Genomic DNA, 20,904 nt, shown 5'->3' with positions numbered 1-20,904 from the left:
TCATTTTATCGTAATAAAATAAGAATTTTTACTTTATTAAAAGTAAAAAAATGCACAACACCAGTCTATATGCTTACAATGCTTCTATAATATATACTTTCTCATGATTTATTTCTTATGCGTAATATCAAAAAGCAAGAGCTTTAATGATTTGTTTCCCGCTTCATATATTTTAATCCTCAGTGACCTGAATACATATATATAAGGATAAAACAGTTTACTTATTTATAAAGAAAAAAACGAGATAATATTATCCCGTTTTCCTAAAGTGTTTTATACTTGTCATTCTTGTAATGAGCCATGAAGGATTCGAACCTTCGACCCTCTGATTAAAAGTCAGATGCTCTACCGACTGAGCTAATGGCTCCCATTTTAAACAGCTTTATATCTTATTTAGTGCTTCTCTATCCAGCAGACCCCTGCATCTGCCAGCAAACGCTTCGAAGTTAATCCTTCGGGGTTACTCGCAGTTTACTCGGCAGAAGCTTTGCTCGTTGCTCTACCGACTGAGCTAATGGCTCCTGTTATTTAAGCTATCCGCCTAAAAAAGACATAAAAAAAAGGCTGGGCCACTAGGATTCGAACCTAGGGTACACGGGATCAAAACCCGATGCCTTACCGCTTGGCTATGGCCCAACAAAAAACATGGTGGAGGGGGGCAGATTCGAACTGCCGAACCCTGAGGGAGCGGATTTACAGTCCGCCGCGTTTAGCCACTTCGCTACCCCTCCATATTATTGTTAACCATACTTTCAAATATATACACAAAAAATGGTGCCGGCCAGAGGACTTGAACCCCCAACCTACTGATTACAAGTCAGTTGCTCTACCAGTTGAGCTAGGCCGGCATAATGGTGGAGGATGCAGGGCTCGAACCTGCGACCCCCTGCTTGTAAGGCAGGTGCTCTCCCAGCTGAGCTAATCCTCCATTATTGGTGACCCGTACGGGATTCGAACCCGTGTTACCGCCGTGAAAGGGCGGTGTCTTAACCGCTTGACCAACGGGCCATGATGCGTTGTCTGAGAAGCTTTATGTAAGTATCTCTCGCAAACTGACGAATTTTATTATATCGAGTAACCAACCGTTTGTAAAGAGAAAAATGAAAAAAACTTTATTTTATTTTTTAAAAGCTCCTCGATTACCTCCTGTCCCTTATTCCAATGCTGTTTTTAGAGGCTTTAATTCCATCACATATTCCATGCTTTTGAATATTTCCTTCTATAATATAAACAACTTTTGAGTGATTTCTCTATTTATGACTAATAACCATGATTCCCTGCTGAATGAAATTTTTTTATAAGCTAAATTACTAAATAATACCCTTTAATTTTTCAACAAAAATAAAATGAAACATGTAACCAGTTAAAAAATACACCGATAGTCCTCCCGGGAAAGTAAAATATATTTCCGTAATAGTCTTGCCCAGGCTGAATTTTTATTTACATATGCTCTTCTATCTAAAAGGAAAAACAGATTATCACTTTATCACCTGGTACTAATCAGTTATAATAGGTGCTAAGTTAAATGTTGAATGGAGGATGAAAATGACAAAACTATTAGAAGGTAAAAATATTGTTGTAATGGGTGTTGCTAATGAAAGAAGTATCGCCTGGGGTATCACAAAATCTCTACATAATGCTGGAGCCAACCTTATTTTTACGAATAGACAAGAAAGATCCTATAAAAAACTAGCCAAACTTTTAGATAAGCATGAAATTGAACCAAAAGCAGTTGTTTCCTGCGATGTAGCATCAGATGAGAGTGTACAGGAGGCTTTTAATGAAATAAAAGAAAAAGTCGGTGTAATTCACGGGTTAGTTCACTCCGTTGCTTTTGCCAAACGTGAAGAACTGCAAGGTGAATATGTAAATACTTCTCGCGACGGCTTTTTATTGGCACAAGAAATCAGCGCTTATTCGCTGGTATCTGTTACAAAGGCTGCACAGGAATTAATGACTGAAGGCGGCTCAATTGTCACACAAACTTATATTGGAGCGGAGCAGGTTGTTCCAGGCTACAACGTTATGGGTGTTGCTAAAGCATCTTTGGAAGCAAGCGTCCGCTATTTAGCTGAAGATGTAGGTAAACGCGGAATTCGCGTGAACGCTGTATCAGCAGGCCCAATCCGCACACTCTCTGCAAAGGGAGTTGCTAATTTTAATGAAAAATCACATGTTGTGGAAGAAAAAGCTCCACTGCGCCGTAACATTGATCAGGATGAAGTTGGAGATGCAACTTTATTCTTCCTTAGTGAACTCTCTCGCGGAATCACTGGGGAAGTATTGCATGTGGATGCCGGTTTTAACATTATCGGCGGCTGATTCCTACAAAATATACAAAACTGCCTCTCTTAAAAAGAGAAGGCAGTTTTTTTTTGGCTGAAAACAAAGTTTTCTTCTATGTTTAATAACTATTTATAGCGGGAATCAGTATTAATGGAAAATATATAAAGGGGTGTAATAAAATGTATAACTATATACAGCATTATATTAACGGTCAGTGGGTTGATTCCACTGGAAACGAGAAAATTGATGTGATCAACCCTGCAACGGAAGAAAAAATTGGTGAAATCAGCTCTGGGACGAAAGAGGATCTCGATAAAGCAGTAAAAGCTGCGCGAGCTGCATTCCCGGCTTTTTCACAAACAACCAAAGAAGAACGCGCTGCATTGTTAGACCGCATTGCAGATGAATATGAGAAACGGAAAAACAAGTTTATTGAAATAATCATAGCAGAGCTTGGCTCTCCAGTAACTTTTACCACAAATGTACAATATCAAATGGGATTAAACCATTTCCGCACAGCAGCAAAGCTAGTACGCGATTTTGAGTTTACCGAAAAACGGGAAAACTCTTTGGTCCAAAAAGATGCTATTGGCGTTGCCGGTTTAATCACACCATGGAATTTCCCTACAAACCAAGTTTCTACGAAGTTAGCTTCCGCGTTTGCAGCTGGCAGCACAGTGGTATTAAAACCGTCTGAAGAAACGCCATTTGCGGCAATGCTGCTTACCGAAGCGATGGAAGCTGCCGGCGTTCCTGAAGGAGTATTCAACCTTGTAACCGGAACAGGCGATACAATTGGTAATGGTATCAGCTCTCACCCGGATATTGATTTCGTATCTTTCACCGGATCCGGTAAAGTTGGAACTAAAATTATGGAAAATGCAGCACCAGATATTAAAAAAGTAGCGCTGGAACTTGGCGGTAAATCTCCAATCATTGTATTAGATGATACAGACATCGATTACGCTGCTAAAAAGGCGATTTCCAATATTGCCGGCAATACAGGTCAGGTTTGTACAGCAGGAACACGTGCAATTGTCCCTGAATCTATTCATGATGATTTTATCGAAGCAATCAAACGTCATCTATCTGAATTTCCTATAGGTGATCCAAAAGATGAATCCACCTTTACTGGCCCACAGGTATCGGAGAAGCAATGGAACACTGTACAGGATTATATCCAGACTGGAATAGACAGCGATGCGACACTCGTTGCCGGCGGAACCGGTAAACCTGAAGGCTTGGAGACAGGTTATTATTCCAAGCTGACTGTATTTACCGATGTAAAGCCTGAAGACAAGATTGCTCAAGAAGAGATTTTCGGACCTGTACTCTCCGTTATCACCTATAAGGATTTAGATGAGGCAATCGATATAGCCAATGGTACTATTTATGGTTTAGCAGGTTATGTTATCGGAAATAACCCGGACACCTTAACCCATGTCGCAAAAAGTCTCCGCTCTGGCAGAATCACTGTCAATGATGGACAATCTGACTTCACTGCTCCATTCGGCGGCTACAAGCAATCCGGAATTGGACGTGAGTGGGGGGACTACGGTATTGAGGAATTCTTAGAAGTAAAAACAATTACAGGCTTACCCTCTTAAATACTGATCTTATTTTCAGCAGCTCTTATGCTGCTGATTTTTTTGTGTTCAAAAGTATTGAATTTCAGCATGCCTCTTTGATATTGCATAACCACAACTTCAAATAAATCATTTCAGCGTAGTAAACTTTTAATGTTAAAAGTATAAAAATTGCTTGACATCCGTTCTAAAAACCTGTAAATTTTAAATCGTAACGATTACGAATAATCTTCACAACACAACTTAATTTAATCTACTTTACTTTTACTGGGTAAACTACAATCACAAAGCGCCTCAAAACGAAGCAATTCTATGCAGCATTGCTTTTTTATTTTTTAAAGAACTAAATTGGTTATTCTAATATTAAACAACGGAGGTACATTTCATGATAAAACGGACAATTATTTTTGCCAGCTTTCTCATACTTTTCCTTGCTGGCTGCCAATCAGCTGATAATAGTCAGGAAGAAAATAAAGAAACGCTGGAGATCTCTACAACTATTTTTGCTTTAGAAGATTTTATTTCAAAAGTTGGCGGAGAATTTGTTGATGTAGAAAGCATCTACCCGCCAAATGCAGACGCGCACACATACGAACCGAGCTCACGTGAGATGGTTGATCTAGCCAAGAAGGATTTATTCATTTATTCCGGCGTTGGCATGGAACCTTTCGCATCAAAAGCAAAGGATATTCTGGAAGGTGAAAAGGTAGAAGTCGCCGCAATTGGCGAGGATATCCACCTTCGCGGAGAAGCAGAACATGATCATGACCATGAAGGTGAAGAACATCATCACGAGGAAAAAGCAGAAGATAATGGAGATATTATTATTAACGGTATAAATGACCATTATCACAGTGGCGATACAGCTTCATTAGAAGCGGAAACAACGATCGATGAAGACATTGAAGAATGGAACTGGTATTTCCGTACAGAGGGTTCAGAGGACTGGCAGCTGAATGAAGATGCAGACGGTCCTTCATTTGAAACACAAATTAATGATACCTTAGAAGTGAAGCTGGAGCTCACAGATGCTAATGGAGAAGTAATTACGGAATCCGGTGTCGTTGACTTACTCATTGATAATCATGATGGCGAGAGCGGCATTGGCGATCCACATGTTTTTCTTGATCCAGTAATAAGCATTCAATTAGCTGAAAATATTAAAGACCTTCTTGTTGAAAAAATGCCGGAGCATGAAGACTATTTCACTGAGAATTTTGAGGAATTAAAAGGACAGCTAGAACAAGTGGATGAAGAATTAGCACAAACCATCGGTGACGCAGACCATCCGCAAATGATTGTATCACACGCTGCCTATGGCTATTGGGAAGATCGATATGGATTAGAACAAATCAGTATCCATGGCTTATCATCATCACAGGAGCCTTCCCAAGCTGCATTAGTAGAAATTGTTGATAAAGCCCGTGAATATGATTTGAAGTATGTTGTATTCGAAAGAAATATCAGCAGCAGAATAAGCGAGATTATCCAGGATGAAATTGGTGCCGAAAGTGCTGTTCTCAGTAATATGGAGACCATTACTGAAGAAGATATAGAAAATGGTGAGGATTACTTCAGCTTAATGCAAAAAAATATTGAAACTTTAGAAACAGTGCTAAACGATTAAAAAGCAGCTTTCTTCCAATGAAATGGTATTTCTCTGGAAGAAAGCTGTTTCATTATTATTCAGAAACTGGATAAGCATAGGCGACGAAACGTTCCGGCGCACTGCCTACAAAGTGAAATGGATAGCATGTCGTAACCACTAACACCTCTTCTCCCATTTCCCGGATAACAGAAGTATCGTCCTCTGGAACAATTTCTGTTTCTCTTATTTCATACGTATACTCTCCATACGGCATCTGTACGACAAACGTATCCCCTATTTCCAGATCACCAAAATCACGAAATACGGTATCACGATGCCCTGATAAAAGAATTTGCTCACCCTGTCCAGGTAAAACAGAGTTAGAAAGATGCCCGACTCCTTTGTCTAATGAATCCGGGTCAGTCCCTTCAACGATAGGCAGTATTTTCCCCAGTTTTGGTATTTCTAAAGTAGCGAACGCTTCGTCCGTCTCCGCTTCAAATTGTTCTATTGTTTCTTCTATGTCCTGATCGGCTTCACCCTGCGTATTGGCTCCCTGCTCTATTCTTTCCTCCGCCTGAATTAAAGATTGTTTCTGTGATTGTTCGTGCCCTATAATTTGATATCCGAAAACGCCTAAACAGACAACACCTATGATAATAAAGAGGATTCCTATTCTTCTCATTGAAGTCTCTCCCTTGGTAAATTAATTCAAATTAAAATAGAACGAAACTTTTTCCAGAAGGATTTTCAAAAGCTTATGTACCACAAGCCCTGTAGACTTTATTATTTTTCTGAAAAGTTATTTATCGTTCTGAATCAATCAATATATAAATTCTTTCATCTAAAGGTAAGTTGATTATACTATATTTTTGCTCATCTATCCAAAAATTCTTTATAATTAAATTTCATGCTTCCCATATGTTATAATTAATTTCTAAAACAGAAATTAAGAGGTGCACCATGAATACCGGTCAACGAATTATACAATTACGCCTTCAAAATAATTGGACGCAAAAAGAATTGGCTAAACGTGTCAATATTAATGTTAGTGTCATGAATAGAATCGAGTCCGGTGACCGCCCCATCAAAGGAAGTGAATTAACAGCGATTGCAGATGTTCTGAAGGTTACAGCAGACTACTTACTAGGCCGAACAGAGGGTACGGCCTCCAGTGTTTCAAATCAGCAAAACGATTCTGTTACAAGCATTCAGAAAAAATTCCCGGATGCAGATGCTATGTTTCGCGATTTAGCGGGCCTCACTACGGAGGAATTTCAGGATATATATGATTATATACTTTTCAAAAAGAGCAGAAGGAAAAAATAGGTATATGACCTCTCCCATAATTTCCACGAACGTACATATTTAGATTTAAATTGACAGAATCTTATTCATTCGTTAATATGAAGATATAACAAAATAGAAGTACGGGATAATGAGAAGATTCCCCACGAAGAACGACAGTCATCTGTCTTTTTTGTGGGGGATTTTTTTATTATCTGTACTAAATAAGGTAAGAATGGAGCGATAATATGTCTAAAAGCAGAAGATTAGCACGTATTTTTTCGAAAGATAAGAAAACGCTTACTTTAGCGTTAGACGGTTACTACTTTACAAATCAAACACAAGGAATCGACAAAACCATTGCTCAAATGCCGGAACTTGTTGAAAACGGCCTTGATGCAGTATTGGTTACACCCGGAATGGCGAAAAAGCACGCGGATGCCTTTGCTGATGTGGGGATGTTGATCCGTGCTGATATGTCTTCCAGCCTGCTTGACCCTTCTGTTCCTGATACAATTTATGTTGCATCCGTTGAAGATGCGTTAAAGCTTGGTGCGGATGGAGTTATTAACATGACCTTCCCGGGGGCTGATAATGAAGCAAGCTCTCATAACATCGCCCGTGAATTAGCAAGAGATTCTGAAACTTGGAACACTGTATTTATGTGCGAAACATTACCTTTTGGTTATCCAGTAACGAATGAGGAATCTAATCAGGCTTCCTATATTGCTGCTGGAGCCCGCGTAGGAACAGAGCTTGGTGCGGATATTATCAAAACCCGCTTTTCAGGAAAGCCGGAGGATAGTGAAATTGTAGAATCAGCAAATGCACCGGTAGTTGCTCTGGGAGGCCCAAAAACAGAGAACATCATTGATTATTTTGCTTTTGTCCACCATTGTATGGATGTTGGAGCAAGCGGTGTCGCAGTAGGACGTAATATTATTCAGAACCCAAACCCTGCAGCTGTCGTAGCCGCATTAAACCAGATCATCCATCATGAAGCGACAGCCGAAGAAGCAAATAAAGTGTATAACGACTACTCATCATAATAGCTTCTTCCAAGAGGTTATTTAAAAAGTGAGGAGGAATGAAAAAGATGGATTTAGGAATTAAAAATAAAACAACGATTGTCACTGGCGGGTCCAGAGGTGTTGGAAAAGAAATCGCCTTAACTCTTGCAAATGAAGGTGCAAATGTTGTTATTACTTATCAAAGCAATCGGGAAAAAGCCGATGAAGTGGTAAAAGCTATTGAGGCTACCGGACAAAAAGGACTTGCTATTCATGCAAACCTGGCAAATGCAGATGATGCAGTTTCTATTATTTCCCAAAGCATCAAAGCATTCGGAACATTAGATATTCTGGTAAATAATGCAGCAATCTGGCCTACAGGCTATGTGAAATCTATTAAATTAGAAGATTGGAATACAACCTTAGATGTGAATCTCACTTCTGTATTTCTGACATCCCAGGCGTTCTTAAACCATTGTTTAGAAATAGAACAGCCAGGAGAAATTCTTAATATAACATCCCAGGCAGCTTTCCACGGCTCAACCACCGGTCATTCACATTACGCCGCAAGCAAAGCGGGAATGATAGCTTTCACAAAATCCATGGCACGCGAACATGCAAAGGATGGTATCCGCGTCAATAACCTTGCGCTTGGCATTGTAGAAACAGATATGATTCGTGAAAAATTAGAAAAGGACGCTTCTTATTATGTGAATCGGATTCCGCTTGGCAGAGTTGCACAGCCTGGTGATATTGCTGATATTGCTGCCTTCTTAGTTTCAAAAAGAGCCGGTTATATCACCGGAGCAACAATTGATGCTACTGGCGGGATGCTGATGCGATGATTCTTATTAAAAAATAGATGAAAATGTAAAAAAGAAAAGAGGTGAAGGGCGTTTCACTTGGAGCCTGACAACAAGAGAAACATGCCCAGTAAATGAAGTGTTTAGCATTTGCCGACTTATTCATTCCAAAAGAAATGATGCAGGCCGGACTTAAAAAATTAGAAAATCAAGGTGTTGAAGTAACTGTCCGTGAATGGACACATAAAAATATTGAGGCACTGCAGGAGGATAACTTAGCCGTGGAACAAGGCGGCAGTGAAGTCATTTCCCTCCCTGATTCGCTGCTTGGTGATATTGATACATTTGATATCATCATTACACAATTTGCTCCAATTAATGAAAAAGTATTAAGAGCTGCTACGAATCTAAAGCTGGTCGGGGTTCTTCGTGGCGGCACAGAAAATATCAATCATAACGTAGCAAATGATTTAAATATATCTGTCTTCAACACACCTGGAAGAAACGCCCGCAGTGTTGCTGAATTCGCAGTTGGGTTAATCCTTTCTGAAATTCGAAATATTACACGCGCACATACAGCTTTAAGGAATGGACACTGGCGTAAGAATTTCCCAAATAGTGAGACAATCCCTGAGTTAGGCGGTCGGACTGCAGGTATTATCGGATATGGAAATATTGGACAGCTTGTAGGGAGGTTTTTAGCAGCTTTTGATATGAACGTCGTCTTTTATGATCCATATTTCAAAGGAGAAACAAATTTCCAGCAAGTGGACAAGCTCGATACGTTACTTGAAACAGCAGATGTTGTTACGCTGCATGGCAGATTAACAGAAGATACGAAGCATATGATTCGTTACGAGCATTTTGAAAAAATGAAAAAGACCGCAATCTTTGTTAATTCCGCACGATCTGGCCTTGTAAATGAGCAAGACCTCATTCAAGCATTACAAAAAAAAGAAATTATGGGCGCTGCGATTGATACATTTGATGACGAGCCGCTTCCTTTAAGCAGCCCGTTCCTGCAATTAGATAATGTAACAGTGACAACACATCTTGCTGGAAGCACTAATGATGCCTTTAAAAATACACCTGATTTATTAGTGACCCGTTTATTAAAGGAATCTGATTTATTTAATCATTAAAATAAAGAAATATTTGATCTGTAAAGGAGCATATATATGGAACAAAAAGCTTTCTCAACTTTATCACGTCCCTCCGTCATCCAAGAAATGGAGCAGGAGCAATTTGATGTATTAATTATCGGGGGCGGTATTACAGGAGCTGGAATTGCACTTGATGCTGCTACACGGGGTCTCAAGGTAGCCCTCATTGAGAAGAATGACTTCGCTTCAGGTACAAGCAGCAGGTCTACTAAATTAATTCATGGTGGATTAAAATACCTGCAAAATTTTGACTTCCCGGTAGTAAAAGAGACAGGAAGCGAGCGCGAAATTGTATTTAATAATGCCAGGCATCTTGTGCACCCTATCCGGATGAATTTTCCGCTTATCAAAAAGGAATCTTATAATCTGGCAACCTTAAAAGCAGGGCTGACTTTATATGATCGTTTGGCCGGTGTAAGAAAAGAAGAACGTCATACCATTTATGGAAAACGCAAAACCATGAAAAACGAGCCTCTTTTCAACAAGAAAATTGTTCAAGGAAGTGGTGTCTATGTAGAATATCGCACTGATGACAGCCGTCTCACGCTGGAAGTTGCAAAGACGGCCCAAGAACGCGGGGCAAAGCTGCTTAATTACGTAAGAATGACAGACTTCATCCAAAATCCTGACAACCAGGTGAAAGGAATTGTCGCTAAGGATGAATTAAGCGGAAGAACACTGAAAATCACAGCAAATTATATCGTCAACGCAGCCGGCCCTTGGGTAGATTTTGTCAGGAAAAAGGATCGGCCAATCAAAGGAAAATATATGGTTCTTGCTAAAGGAATTCATATTGTCTTCGATAGAAATAAATTGCCTGTACAATCGTCCACGTATTTTCAGCATAAGGGCCGGTTGATTGCAGTTATTCCAAGAGGAGACACTACCTATGTCGGCTCGACAGAATCTATTTATACAGAAGATATCGAGGATATTCATGTTAATAAATCTGAGGTTACTTATCTATTAGACTGCCTCAAAGACATGTTCCCAGCTGTAAACTTAAATATTTCAGATGTTATCTCCAGTTGGGCCGGGGTTCGGCCATTAATTGGCGAAGAAGGAAAATCTTCAGCTGAGCTCTCCAGACATGACGAGATATTTGAATCAGACACTGGGCTTATTACCATCGCCGGAGGAAAATTAACCGGCTACCGAAAAATGGCTGAGCGTATCATGCAATATATAGAAAAAAAGAATAAAGAGAAAAAGACTGCTTCTATCACAGAATCTGTCCACTTAACCGGCGGAAAGTTTTCATCTTCTGAGGAAATAGAGCAGCTCATTCAAAAGCTTTATGGAAGCTACCAGCAGCTCGGTTTCTCTAAACAAGAAATATCAGACTATGTTGAACGTTATGGTTCTAATACAGAGGTGTTTCTAAAAGAGGTAGCAGACTATGACAAAAAAGATTTTGATAAAAAATCCCGCAATATACGTGCAGAAGTTAAATACACTGTCGAGAACGAAATGGCTGCTACGTTAACAGATTTCTATGATCGTCGTACAAGCTATGTCTTATTTAAACCAAATAAAGTATTAGAAACCTTGAATGCAGCAGCTGAGGAAATGGCCGAACTGCTTAATTGGGACAAAAATACTATGGACGAACAAAAAAGAAAAACGTTATATACACATCATAAAGCAGTAACTTTCTTAGATAAATAAGAAAGTTTTCATTAAGAATTTTGTACTGTTAAATCATTAATGAAAGTGCTTTCATTTAGATGTAGACAAGATTCTTACCAAGTTATATAATTAATTTATCGCGTTGTAAGCGTCCACAATATTTTCCCTTATCCAAATTATGGAGAAATATAACTTTTAAATCCTTAAGCTGTATTGGACGTAAATAACTTGATTTACTACCATTTGTAAAAACCTAGTAAATATCCATTTTTATCAAAAACATGCATTTAGGGAGGAATTAGAATGACTTTAGTTGCGATTTTAGCTGCTTTTGGCGGCGGTGTATTTGGTGCACTTATCGGGGGTACGACAGCCTTTATCTTTACCGGGTTCCTAGGAATGGCCGGCGTTGCTGCAGCTGTAGCAGCCGGCAGTACACTGATCTTAGATCATGTTGCTTTCGGTCCGTTTTTCGGTCCACATGTAGCCTTTGTCGGCGCTGTGGCAGCGGCTGCATATGCAGGCAGAATCAGTAAAAAACGTTTAGAAAATGCTGCATTTCTTACAAATCCAGTCGATGCAAAGACTGTTCTTGGAGATCATGAGGATAAAGAGAAAATTTTTGCTGAAGATGACAGACATGTTGACGGTGCAGATACAACTGTTCCATTGTTTAAAACAACAGATCCAATGGTGCTTATCGTTGGGGGAATATTTGGTATTTTAGGTTATTTAGTTCAATATTTATATGGACCTGTTTTAGATATTCCGATTGATACCATTGCTTTAACCGTTGTTACTTTTGCTATTATTACGCGTTTCTTATTCGGTCATTCCGGTTTAACAGGTATCTTCCCTGCGAATGAAAAACGCTTTCCGTTCTCAGGAAAAATGTTACTTTTCAACGCTATTTGGGGATTTTCATTTGCTGGTCTGGTAGGTTATGCAGCAATTGCCTTAGATATAAACAACATCGGTTTCACCATTAGTGCAGCGTCTCTGATTTTCTTATATTTTGGATTAAAATTTCCTGTCTCCCACCACGTATCCATGGTTGCGGGTTTTGCAGCAATTGCACTGGGAAGTCCGTGGCTGGCAGCCCTTTTCGGTCTATTTGCCGTTATCACAGGAGAATATGTACAGCGGCTGTTCAATACACATGTTGATACGCACGTCGATATGCCGGCAATTGTAATCGCAATATGGAGCTTTGTTATTCTAGGGATTGTTGCGCCATTAATTTAAAATTCTTTTATAATTTAGAGTAAAAAGTCTCTACCTTTTGAGTGATAATTTAGTCTATTCAAAGTACTTTAATTGGAAATTACCAGTTAAAATGGTAAAATAGAATAGATTAAACAGGACTGACACTTAAAAAGGAGCTGTATTTCATGGGAATTATTGAAAAGTTTCGTTTAGATGGCAAGAAAGCATTTATCACTGGTGGAGCAGGCGGAATTGGGAAAGCGATTTCAAAAGGACTATTAGAAGCAGGTGCTGATGTTGCTATTGTCGATATTAATTTAGAAACTGCCCAGGCAGCAGCTGAAGAGCTTTCTTCTATCGGCCCAAAGGTTATTGCTGTACAAGCTGACGTAACAAATGAAGATGCTGTTAACACAATGATTGAAACTATTGTAAGCGAATTCGGCAGAATCGACATTGCTTTTGCCAATGCAGGCATTACAATGAATATCCCAGCTGAAGAAATGTCTTTTGAAGACTGGAATAAAGTCATTAATCTAAATCTAAACGCTGTTTTCTTAACAAACAGAGCAGCCGGCAGACAGATGATTAAACAAGGCGATGGCGGATCTATTATCAACACAGGCTCTATGTCAGGAAGTATTGTTAATATTCCACAGCCTCAAAGCTCTTACAACGCTTCTAAAGCGGCTGTTATTCACTTATCTAAATCACTGGCAGTAGAGTGGGCGGATCATAATATTCGTGTAAATACAATCAGCCCGGGATATATCGGCACAGATTTACTATATAAAAATGAAAAGCTAAAACCGTTAATTGCTGAATGGGAAGCTGCAACACCACAAAAACGTCTTGGAAAACCAGAAGAGCTGCAGGCAATAGCTCTGTTCCTGGCAAGCGACGTCAGCTCCTATGCAACTGGATCTGACTTTATAGTAGATGGCGGATATACTTTAGTTTAATAAAATAATAATAACAGCCTTCATTCTCAGATTGAATGAAGGCTGTTATTATTTCAGCTTCTACCATTTTAATGTAAGATATGTTTTAATCCAGCCGCGATAATTTGCATCATGCTCCATCGCTTTTCGCATATCCTCTGGGGATTCTACAATAAAATGCTCTTCCGGAATTAATTTACTTAAAACTTCACGGTAGCCCGGATTTTTAAATGCCTCCATCAGCTGCCTGAATTCCTTCCCTGTACTGCGAGAGCTTCCCTTTACAGTAATTCCTTTTTCAAGAATATCTCTTGTATTAATTGGTACTAAGTCTTCCGTTACCCCCATTAACACAAGATTGCTATCATAATCTAATAAATCGATAGATTGATTAATAGCAGATGAACTAAATTTGCCGCCGGTACATTCAAATACGGTATTTACTCCTTCGACAGCTTTAAAATCATAGTCATGAACAAGTGCTGTTGTTGCGAAGCTTTCAAATTGAGCAATTTTATCTTCAATTGCGCCGAACACAAGTAGATTCTCCTTCTCGATTCCACAGACAAAATGTAGTGCAGCAGCTGTTAAATAACCTACAGGGCCATCACCAAATACAGCAACTTTTGGAGAATTTGCTGTTGTTAAATATTTTCCCACTCTATTAATTGCATAAAGCGATACAGAGCATAATTCTGCCAGAATGGCTGTATCGTCCTCTAATTCATCCGGAACAAGTACAAGATTTTCACCGCTGATAACTAAATCACTTTGACCTATTCCGTCGTATCCGCTTCCAAGAAATTCACCATTTAAGCAATAGTTATCATCTCCACCATCACGGCAATTTCGACAGCATTCTTCTTTTGATATATTATTTAAAACAAAACCTGGAATGCTTGGTACGATAACAACACGATCCCCCTCCTTAAAAGAAGGATGTTTTGAATTAGTCACCGTTCCAATACCTTCATGAAATAAAGCCATTGGCAGTTTAGCCTCTAACGCTTCTTTCCTGCGGTTACCAGTATAATAACGAAGATCCGCATGACAAACGCTTACAATATGTGGACGAACAACAACATCATTACCACTTACCGTGCGTTCCACCTCTACTGCTTCAAAAGTTCCTGGAGCTGTTAAACGGTAGACATTCGAAATAACATTTAGTGACATGTAGCATACCTCATTCCTTTATTTTGGTTTTTTAAATAAAATCGAAATTCCCAGTTTTGTACATTTCATATAAAAGCCTGATAGGCATTTTATTATGGATAAAATCTTTCTATCTTAATAGTAAATCGATTATGGAGACACGTCAATTTTTTCTTTTTTATTTTCTCTCATTTACATTCATTTACTAGCAAATTTCACACTATTAAAGTATAATCAAATTAGATAACGCTTACAAAAAGGGAGGATTTTTTAAATGACCTATTCCATTGGTGTCGATTTTGGAACCGGCTCCGGCAGAGTAATGATTGTTGATACAAACAGCGGGGAAATTGCAGCTATGAGTGTTATAGATTACCGTTCCGGAACGATAGAAGAAAACTTAAACGGGAACCCTGTCCCATCCTCATTCTCATTACAAGATGCAACTGACTATATCGATGTTCTTAAACGCGGAGTACCCGCAGCTTTAAAAGAAGCAAATATAAATCCTGATGAAATTGTTGGTTTAGGAATTGACTTTACAGCCTCCACTGTCGTATTTGCAGATAAAAATTTAACACCTTTAAATGAAAAAGAAGAAAATAAAAATAATCCCCATGCTTATACAAAGCTATGGAAACATCACGGTGCGGAAGAGGAAGCAAAATACATCTTTAATACCGCCGTAAAGGATAAAGACCGCTGGCTTGGTTATTATGGTTTTAATGTCAGCAGTGAGTGGCTGATTCCAAAGCTGCTGGAAGTAAAAAATCATGCTCCAGACATGCTTGAGCAGACCGCTTATGTGATGGAAGCCGGGGATTGGGTTATTTCCAACCTTATCGATGAGAATGTCCGCAGTAATTGCGGCCGGGGATTTAAGACATTTTGGAATGAAGAAGAAGGCTTCTATTATGATTTTTATGAAAAACTGGATCCCGAATTACCAGCGATCGTCCGAGAAAAATTAGAAGGACGCCTTGTAAAAATTGGTGAGCAGGCTGGGGTACTTACCGATGAATTCAGTAAGATGCTGGGCCTTCCAGAAAAACTTCCTGTAGCACCAGCTATCATTGATGCGCATTCCGGGTTATTAGGCATCGGCTCCAAAAAGAAAAATCAATTAACACTCGTTATGGGAACAAGCACATGTCATATTATGCTCCATGAGAAGCATGTAAAAATCCCTGGAATATCCGGCAGTGTAAAAGACTCTATTATCCCTGGTTTATATGCTTATGAAGCAGGTCAGTCAGCTGTTGGTGATTTATTTGGATACGCGGTAAAGCAGGCTCCTAAAGAGTACACTGATGAAGCCGAAGAACGCGGTATCAGTATCTATGAATTGCTAGAAGAAAAGGCAAGTAAAAAAGAAGTTGGAGAATCTGGTCTTCTTGCATTAGATTGGCATAATGGAAACCGTTCTGTACTCAGTGACAGTAATTTAAGCGGGCTTTTAATCGGACTGACACTTCATACAAAAGCGGAAGATATCTACCGCGCTTATATGGAGGCAACGGCCTTTGGAACAAAAATTATTATGGCATCCTATGAGGACTGGGGCATGGAGGTTGACGACGTTTTCGCATCAGGCGGTCTCCCTCAAAAATCTGATCTGCTCATGCAAATCTATGCAGATGTGCTAAACCGCCCAATCACAGTTTCAGCAAGTGATTACGCATCTGGCGTTGGTGCAGCTATTCTAGGGGCTGTTGCAGGGGACGCTCATAAGGATATGGATACAACCATTTCAAAAATGAAGCAGCCATTCCTGAAAACAGTAGAGCCCATCCCTGAAAATGTAGAAAAATATCAAGAGCTTTTTAAAATTTATAACAAGCTTCATGATGAATTTGGATTTAAACATTTATTCCATGTCATGAAAGATTTAAAAGAAATACAGGAAAAGCAGGAAACTGTATAAACAAAAGCAACAGCTCCGTTACTGTAACGAAGCTGTTGCTTTTGTTTTAGTATATATTTTATTTACTTAATTGTATTTCCACCATCAATTACAATATTCTCACCTGTGATCAGATTTGCAGCATCACTTGCTAAGAATAATGCGATACCCGCAACTTCCTCCGGATAACCGAAACGGCCAAGTGGAATTTCACGTTTTGCCTGCTCCCCTACTTCACCAGCCCAGGCTTTCTTACCCAGTTCTGTTAAAATAACTGTTGGAGAAATAGCGTTTACAGTAATATTAAATTGTGCCCACTCATAAGCTAATACCTTCGTTACACTAACAACCCCGGCTTTACTTGCACAATATGCTACGTGGTTATCGAGTGCAATAATTGCTGCCTGAGAAGCCATGTTAATAATCTTTCCGCCATGTCCCTGTGCAATCATCTGCTTACCAACAAGCTGTGACATTTTAAATGTACCTGTTAAGTTTAAATCAATTGTTTTTTGCCAATAGTCATCAGAAATGTTCTCTGCATCATCCAGTAAAGCTACACCTGCACAGTTTACCAGGATATCTACTTTTCCAAAATGTTCTACGGTTTGATCAATTGCTCCCTGAATGCTTTCACCGTCTGTAATGTCTACTCTTACCCCAATAGCATTCTCTCCCCCAATTTCTTTAGCAGCGTCCGCAACATCTTCTTTTACATCAAAAACCGCTACCTTTGCACCTTTTTCAATATAGAACTCTGCAATTGCCTGTCCAATTCCGCTCGCTCCGCCTGTAATAATAGCTACTTTGTCTGTAATTTTGAAATCCTTGTCATAACCTTGGAAACTCATTAATGAACACTCCCTTTTTAATTTATGACTAAAAACTTTTATAGCTGATAAACCTTGATGTAGCGCTTACAATTTAATTTTATCACTTATCAAAAACTTGTCAAACATTTTCATTTATTATTTTATTTGTTCATTTTGTGATACAATACAATATATAGTTACCGCTAAAAGGAGGATTTACTCAAAGGTTTTTTTACTGATCAGAACTAAGCTGGGACTGGGGCCAGAGCTGCGTTTATTCGTCCCACTTAGAGCGTTTACTTATAGAGTGATTCTGAAAATTAATTTATTCTTCTTTATTTGAGTAGTAAGAATTTGACGAATGGTTATTAAGTGATAAATTAGGAGTTAAGAATAGATAATTTTATACGAGGATGACGGATAATGAAAATGTTTGTGACGGAAAGAAGAAATAAGATAATGGAGCTCCTGCATGATAAGCAGCGGCTGACTGTTAAAGAATTATCAGAGCAAATTGGTGTATCTGAAGCAACCCTGCGTACGGATCTAAACAAAATGGAGAAGGATGGCCTTCTGACGCGTACTCATGGCGGTGCGATGTTAACCCAACAAAACCAGCCCGACTTTGACACAAGTTTTTCTGTGCGTGAAAAGCAAAACCGGAAAGAAAAATCATTAATTGCAAAGGAAGCTTTCCATCTTATTGAGGAAAAGCAATGCATTTTGCTCGATGCCAGTTCAACTGCTCTTGAATTAGCACGGTATCTTAACCAGAAAATGATTCGCTTGACAGTTGTAACAAGCGGAATTCAGACAGCGTTAGAGCTAAAGGACAACCCAAATATTACGGTTATTTTAATTGGTGGTGTAGTGACAAAAGGGTCTTCAACTATTGAAGGTACATTAGGTGTAGAGTTGTTAGACAAGCTTCATATCGATATTCTCTTCACATCTGCCAATGGTTTTTCAGTAGAAAATGGTCTGACTGATTTTAATTTATATGAGGTAGAATTAAAAAAACAGATGGTTAATAGAGCACAGAAAATTGTTGCTGTCATTGATCATTCTAAAATCGGAATTACTTCCAGTGCTCCATTTGCAAGTACAGAACAGGTAGATGTGCTTATTACGAATAATGCAATTGATCCAGATATCGAACAGGTGCTTGCCAAGCATAATATTCAAGTCGTTTCTGCATTATAATTATCAGCATTGATTATAAAGTTGCGGCACATAAAAACAAAATCCGATTCAACGGGAATTTTGTTACAGACAATCCTGAACGATAAAAAAGCACTGTATCAACATTCATACAGTGCTTCTATTATTTACGCAAAAGCCATTAGCAGGAGCCTTTTGCCGCATCTTTAAAGTTTTGATCAAGAAATTGGCTTTCTCTGTCTACAATCTGATCTACTTTACGCTGAGAGCCGCCAGCCCATTCTACATTTAAATATGCCTCAACTACTTTTTTCGCTGATTCCGGCCCAATAACCTGAGCGCCAAGTGTAATGATTTGAGCGTTATTACTTAATTGAGCACGTTCTGCAGAATAAGTGTCATGTGTTGTTGCTGCACGGATTCCTGGGTATTTGTTAGCTGCAATAGCAACGCCAAGACCTGTACCACAAACAAGTACACCGCGGTCTACCTTCTTCTCACTGACTGCCTCGGCTACTTCAAAAGCAACTCCCGGGTAGTCAACAGCTTCACTGGAATGAGCTCCAAAATCTACTACTTCATGATCTGTGGATTCTTCAATAAATTTCTTTAACGTTTCTTTTAATCCATATCCGTTGTGATCTCCACCAATACCAATTTTCATTATGAAAGCTCCTCTCATTTATTTTATCTATTTTCATTATATACCTTAGCTTTTCTTTTATCAACTTTTTTTATTGTTTTTAATCAATTCAACAAAAAATGAAAGAAACCCTTCCTCTTTCGAATCAGAATCCATTTTACGGACTTTTATTCTACGGAAGGAAAGGTGCTCTCTTTTAACCAACTATTATTTAAATACCCGGGTAGCTTCTACAGCTTTCTGCCATCCTTTATAAAGCTTATCACTCTCTGCCTTATCCATTTCTGCTTCATATGTCTTTTCATTTTGCCATTGTTTTGCGATTTCATCCTTATCCTTCCAATACCCTACAGCCAACCCTGCCAGATAAGCAGATCCTAGTGCTGTTGTTTCCTGTACAACAGGACGTTCCACTGGAACATTCAGAATATCGCTTTGGAATTGCATTAAGAAATCATTCTTTACTGCTCCTCCATCAACACGTAAAGCCTTCAAATCAATTTCAGAGTCAGTAATCATTGCATCCAGCACATCTTTTGTCTGATAAGCAAGAGACTCTAATGTTGCACGGATAAAATGCTCTTTCGAAGTACCGCGTGTTAAGCCGAACACAGCACCGCGTGCATCACTATCCCAATAAGGTGTACCTAGACCGACAAATGCCGGGACCATATAAACACCGTCTGTAGAATCAACTTTTTTAGCAAAATCTTCACTTGCTGGAGCATTTTCAATGATTTTCAGACCATCGCGCAGCCATTGAATTGCAGAACCAGCTACGAAAATACTTCCTTCAAGTGCATATTCTACCTTGCCGTCAATCCCCCAAGCAAGTGTTGTTAAAAGACCGTTTTTAGATGCAACACCTTTTTCACCTGTATTCATTAACATGAAACAGCCTGTACCATACGTGTTCTTCGCCATCCCTCTTTCAAAGCATGCCTGACCAAACAATGCAGCCTGCTGGTCTCCTGCGATTCCTGCAATCGGAACTTCCTGTCCATAGAAATGATAATCCACTGTATTAGCATAAACTTCAGAGGATTGCCTTACCTCTGGGAGCATACTTTTCGGTACGCCTAAAATATCTAATAGCTCATCATCCCATTTCAAATCATAGATATTGAACATGAGTGTGCGGGATGCATTGGAGTAATCGGTAATATGAGATTTTCCACCTGATAGTTTATAAACTAACCATGTATCGATTGTGCCGAATAACAAGTCGCCCTTGTCCGCTTTTTCTCTGGCGCCTTCTACATTATTAAGAATCCATTTTACTTTTGTTCCGGAGAAATAAGGATCCAGTAACAGCCCTGTTTTTTCTCTGAATAAATCATTATGGCCTGCTTCTCTAAGCTCTTTACAAATGCCTTCTGTTTGCCGTGATTGCCAGACAATCGCTTTATAAACCGGTCTGCCTGTATTTTTATCCCAAACTACTGCTGTTTCCCTTTGATTGGTGATACCAATACCTGCAACCTGATCGGGATCTATATCGGATTTTCGTAAAACCTCAGCAATACAGGCTAGTACAGATGTCCAGATTTCATTCGCATCGTGTTCTACCCAGCCTGGATGCGGGAAGAATTGTTCGAATTCCTTTTGAGCAACCTCAACAATGGAGCCGTCATGATCAAATAAAATAGCGCGTGAACTTGTAGTGCCCTGGTCAATGGATAGAATATATTTCTTACTCATTAATTACCATCTCCTTTTATATGTTCTTCA

The 20,904-nt window shown here is 39.1% G+C and carries 17 protein-coding genes and 6 tRNA genes; 12 read left to right on the top strand and 11 right to left on the bottom strand.

Annotated features, from left to right (window positions below; translation table 11 throughout):
* Positions 1–294: 294 nt before the first annotated feature.
* The 6 genes from MHH51_RS01630 to MHH51_RS01605 form a co-directional block, all read right to left on the bottom strand.
* Positions 295–367 (bottom strand) — tRNA-Lys (locus MHH51_RS01630).
* Positions 368–564: 197 nt separating this feature from the next.
* Positions 565–636 (bottom strand) — tRNA-Gln (locus MHH51_RS01625).
* 10 nt (positions 637–646) lie between these two features.
* Positions 647–731: transfer RNA gene (locus MHH51_RS01620), tRNA-Tyr, on the bottom strand.
* Positions 732–772: 41 nt separating this feature from the next.
* Positions 773–848, bottom strand: a tRNA-Thr gene (locus tag MHH51_RS01615).
* A gap of 4 nt (positions 849–852) precedes the next feature.
* Positions 853–928, bottom strand: a tRNA-Val gene (locus tag MHH51_RS01610).
* 5 nt (positions 929–933) lie between these two features.
* Positions 934–1,008: transfer RNA gene (locus MHH51_RS01605), tRNA-Glu, on the bottom strand.
* A 537-nt stretch (positions 1,009–1,545) separates the two neighbouring features.
* Between MHH51_RS01605 and fabI the strand changes: the two genes are divergently transcribed.
* The 3 genes from fabI to MHH51_RS01590 all read left to right on the top strand — a co-directional run bounded on the left by fabI (position 1,546) and on the right by MHH51_RS01590 (position 5,499).
* The gene (fabI, locus tag MHH51_RS01600) at positions 1,546–2,322 is read left to right on the top strand and encodes an enoyl-ACP reductase FabI (RefSeq protein WP_339284133.1); all 777 of its coding nucleotides are present in this window, start codon (positions 1,546–1,548) and stop codon (positions 2,320–2,322) included.
* Positions 2,323–2,465: 143 nt separating this feature from the next.
* Positions 2,466–3,893 carry an aldehyde dehydrogenase family protein gene (locus MHH51_RS01595; protein WP_147212796.1) on the top strand — a complete coding sequence of 476 codons (1,428 nt, stop codon included), beginning with the start codon at positions 2,466–2,468 and terminating at the stop codon, positions 3,891–3,893.
* A 364-nt stretch (positions 3,894–4,257) separates the two neighbouring features.
* Positions 4,258–5,499: a zinc ABC transporter substrate-binding protein gene (locus MHH51_RS01590; protein ID WP_339284132.1), complete on the top strand. Its 1,242-nt coding sequence runs from the start codon at positions 4,258–4,260 to the stop codon at positions 5,497–5,499.
* Positions 5,500–5,554: 55 nt separating this feature from the next.
* Here MHH51_RS01590 and MHH51_RS01585 read toward each other — a convergent pair whose 3' ends face one another.
* A complete protein-coding gene (locus MHH51_RS01585; RefSeq protein ID WP_339284130.1) occupies positions 5,555–6,145 on the bottom strand; it encodes a class D sortase in 591 nt (196 codons plus the stop codon).
* 278 nt (positions 6,146–6,423) lie between these two features.
* On the opposite strand from MHH51_RS01585, the gene MHH51_RS01580 reads away from it, so the two are divergent.
* From MHH51_RS01580 to MHH51_RS01550, 7 genes are all read left to right on the top strand, one after another.
* Positions 6,424–6,789: a helix-turn-helix transcriptional regulator gene (locus tag MHH51_RS01580; protein ID WP_260052880.1), complete on the top strand. Its 366-nt coding sequence runs from the start codon at positions 6,424–6,426 to the stop codon at positions 6,787–6,789.
* Between the two features lie 206 nt (positions 6,790–6,995).
* Positions 6,996–7,796 (top strand): hypothetical protein, encoded by an 801-nt coding sequence (locus tag MHH51_RS01575; RefSeq protein WP_339284127.1) that lies wholly within the window; start codon positions 6,996–6,998, stop codon positions 7,794–7,796.
* 47 nt (positions 7,797–7,843) lie between these two features.
* Positions 7,844–8,602, top strand: coding sequence for a 3-oxoacyl-ACP reductase family protein (locus tag MHH51_RS01570; protein ID WP_339284125.1), 759 nt, complete (start codon positions 7,844–7,846; stop codon positions 8,600–8,602).
* Between the two features lie 92 nt (positions 8,603–8,694).
* Positions 8,695–9,702 carry a 2-hydroxyacid dehydrogenase gene (locus tag MHH51_RS01565; RefSeq protein ID WP_147212790.1) on the top strand — a complete coding sequence of 336 codons (1,008 nt, stop codon included), beginning with the start codon at positions 8,695–8,697 and terminating at the stop codon, positions 9,700–9,702.
* A gap of 36 nt (positions 9,703–9,738) precedes the next feature.
* On the top strand, positions 9,739–11,391 hold the full coding sequence (locus tag MHH51_RS01560; RefSeq protein ID WP_339284123.1) for a glycerol-3-phosphate dehydrogenase/oxidase: 1,653 nt from the start codon (positions 9,739–9,741) through the stop codon (positions 11,389–11,391).
* A gap of 264 nt (positions 11,392–11,655) precedes the next feature.
* A complete protein-coding gene (locus MHH51_RS01555) occupies positions 11,656–12,597 on the top strand; it encodes a hypothetical protein (RefSeq protein WP_339284121.1) in 942 nt (313 codons plus the stop codon).
* A gap of 146 nt (positions 12,598–12,743) precedes the next feature.
* A complete protein-coding gene (locus tag MHH51_RS01550) occupies positions 12,744–13,520 on the top strand; it encodes an SDR family oxidoreductase (RefSeq protein ID WP_147212764.1) in 777 nt (258 codons plus the stop codon).
* A gap of 60 nt (positions 13,521–13,580) precedes the next feature.
* On the opposite strand, the gene MHH51_RS01545 is transcribed toward MHH51_RS01550, so the two are convergent.
* Positions 13,581–14,675 (bottom strand): alcohol dehydrogenase catalytic domain-containing protein, encoded by a 1,095-nt coding sequence (locus tag MHH51_RS01545; RefSeq protein WP_339284119.1) that lies wholly within the window; start codon positions 14,673–14,675, stop codon positions 13,581–13,583.
* 253 nt (positions 14,676–14,928) lie between these two features.
* Between MHH51_RS01545 and MHH51_RS01540 the strand changes: the two genes are divergently transcribed.
* Entirely contained in the window at positions 14,929–16,578 is a 1,650-nt protein-coding gene (locus MHH51_RS01540) for a ribulokinase (RefSeq protein ID WP_147212766.1), read from the top strand.
* Between the two features lie 62 nt (positions 16,579–16,640).
* On the opposite strand, the gene MHH51_RS01535 is transcribed toward MHH51_RS01540, so the two are convergent.
* A complete protein-coding gene (locus MHH51_RS01535) occupies positions 16,641–17,408 on the bottom strand; it encodes an SDR family oxidoreductase (RefSeq protein ID WP_147212767.1) in 768 nt (255 codons plus the stop codon).
* Between the two features lie 384 nt (positions 17,409–17,792).
* Between MHH51_RS01535 and MHH51_RS01530 the strand changes: the two genes are divergently transcribed.
* A complete protein-coding gene (locus MHH51_RS01530) occupies positions 17,793–18,572 on the top strand; it encodes a DeoR/GlpR family DNA-binding transcription regulator (protein WP_147212768.1) in 780 nt (259 codons plus the stop codon).
* A 139-nt stretch (positions 18,573–18,711) separates the two neighbouring features.
* On the opposite strand, the gene rpiB is transcribed toward MHH51_RS01530, so the two are convergent.
* Positions 18,712–19,194: a ribose 5-phosphate isomerase B gene (gene rpiB, locus MHH51_RS01525; protein ID WP_147212769.1), complete on the bottom strand. Its 483-nt coding sequence runs from the start codon at positions 19,192–19,194 to the stop codon at positions 18,712–18,714.
* A gap of 186 nt (positions 19,195–19,380) precedes the next feature.
* Complete coding sequence (glpK, locus tag MHH51_RS01520; protein WP_339284116.1) at positions 19,381–20,874, bottom strand: glycerol kinase GlpK; 1,494 nt, start codon at positions 20,872–20,874, stop codon at positions 19,381–19,383.
* Between the last annotated feature and the right edge of the window lie 30 nt (positions 20,875–20,904).

Origin of the sequence: Oceanobacillus sp. FSL K6-3682 (genome assembly GCF_037976165.1) — a bacterium.
Taxonomy (GTDB): Bacteria; Bacillota; Bacilli; order Bacillales; family Amphibacillaceae; genus Oceanobacillus; species Oceanobacillus sojae.
This window is presented reverse-complemented; position numbering and strand designations above follow the sequence as displayed.

What these genes read in the sequence shown, in the direction of transcription:
- glpK (WP_339284116.1), bottom strand. Translation starts at nt 20,874, where the DNA reads ATGAGTAAGAAATATATTCTATCCATTGACCAGGGCACTACAAGTTCA.
- MHH51_RS01530 (WP_147212768.1), top strand. Translation starts at nt 17,793, where the DNA reads ATGAAAATGTTTGTGACGGAAAGAAGAAATAAGATAATGGAGCTCCTG.
- MHH51_RS01565 (WP_147212790.1), top strand. Translation starts at nt 8,695, where the DNA reads ATGAAGTGTTTAGCATTTGCCGACTTATTCATTCCAAAAGAAATGATG.
- MHH51_RS01560 (WP_339284123.1), top strand. Translation starts at nt 9,739, where the DNA reads ATGGAACAAAAAGCTTTCTCAACTTTATCACGTCCCTCCGTCATCCAA.
- MHH51_RS01580 (WP_260052880.1), top strand. Translation starts at nt 6,424, where the DNA reads ATGAATACCGGTCAACGAATTATACAATTACGCCTTCAAAATAATTGG.
- MHH51_RS01570 (WP_339284125.1), top strand. Translation starts at nt 7,844, where the DNA reads ATGGATTTAGGAATTAAAAATAAAACAACGATTGTCACTGGCGGGTCC.
- fabI (WP_339284133.1), top strand. Translation starts at nt 1,546, where the DNA reads ATGACAAAACTATTAGAAGGTAAAAATATTGTTGTAATGGGTGTTGCT.
- rpiB (WP_147212769.1), bottom strand. Translation starts at nt 19,194, where the DNA reads ATGAAAATTGGTATTGGTGGAGATCACAACGGATATGGATTAAAAGAA.
- MHH51_RS01540 (WP_147212766.1), top strand. Translation starts at nt 14,929, where the DNA reads ATGACCTATTCCATTGGTGTCGATTTTGGAACCGGCTCCGGCAGAGTA.
- MHH51_RS01555 (WP_339284121.1), top strand. Translation starts at nt 11,656, where the DNA reads ATGACTTTAGTTGCGATTTTAGCTGCTTTTGGCGGCGGTGTATTTGGT.
- MHH51_RS01590 (WP_339284132.1), top strand. Translation starts at nt 4,258, where the DNA reads ATGATAAAACGGACAATTATTTTTGCCAGCTTTCTCATACTTTTCCTT.
- MHH51_RS01545 (WP_339284119.1), bottom strand. Translation starts at nt 14,675, where the DNA reads ATGTCACTAAATGTTATTTCGAATGTCTACCGTTTAACAGCTCCAGGA.
- MHH51_RS01550 (WP_147212764.1), top strand. Translation starts at nt 12,744, where the DNA reads ATGGGAATTATTGAAAAGTTTCGTTTAGATGGCAAGAAAGCATTTATC.
- MHH51_RS01575 (WP_339284127.1), top strand. Translation starts at nt 6,996, where the DNA reads ATGTCTAAAAGCAGAAGATTAGCACGTATTTTTTCGAAAGATAAGAAA.
- MHH51_RS01585 (WP_339284130.1), bottom strand. Translation starts at nt 6,145, where the DNA reads ATGAGAAGAATAGGAATCCTCTTTATTATCATAGGTGTTGTCTGTTTA.
- MHH51_RS01595 (WP_147212796.1), top strand. Translation starts at nt 2,466, where the DNA reads ATGTATAACTATATACAGCATTATATTAACGGTCAGTGGGTTGATTCC.
- MHH51_RS01535 (WP_147212767.1), bottom strand. Translation starts at nt 17,408, where the DNA reads ATGAGTTTCCAAGGTTATGACAAGGATTTCAAAATTACAGACAAAGTA.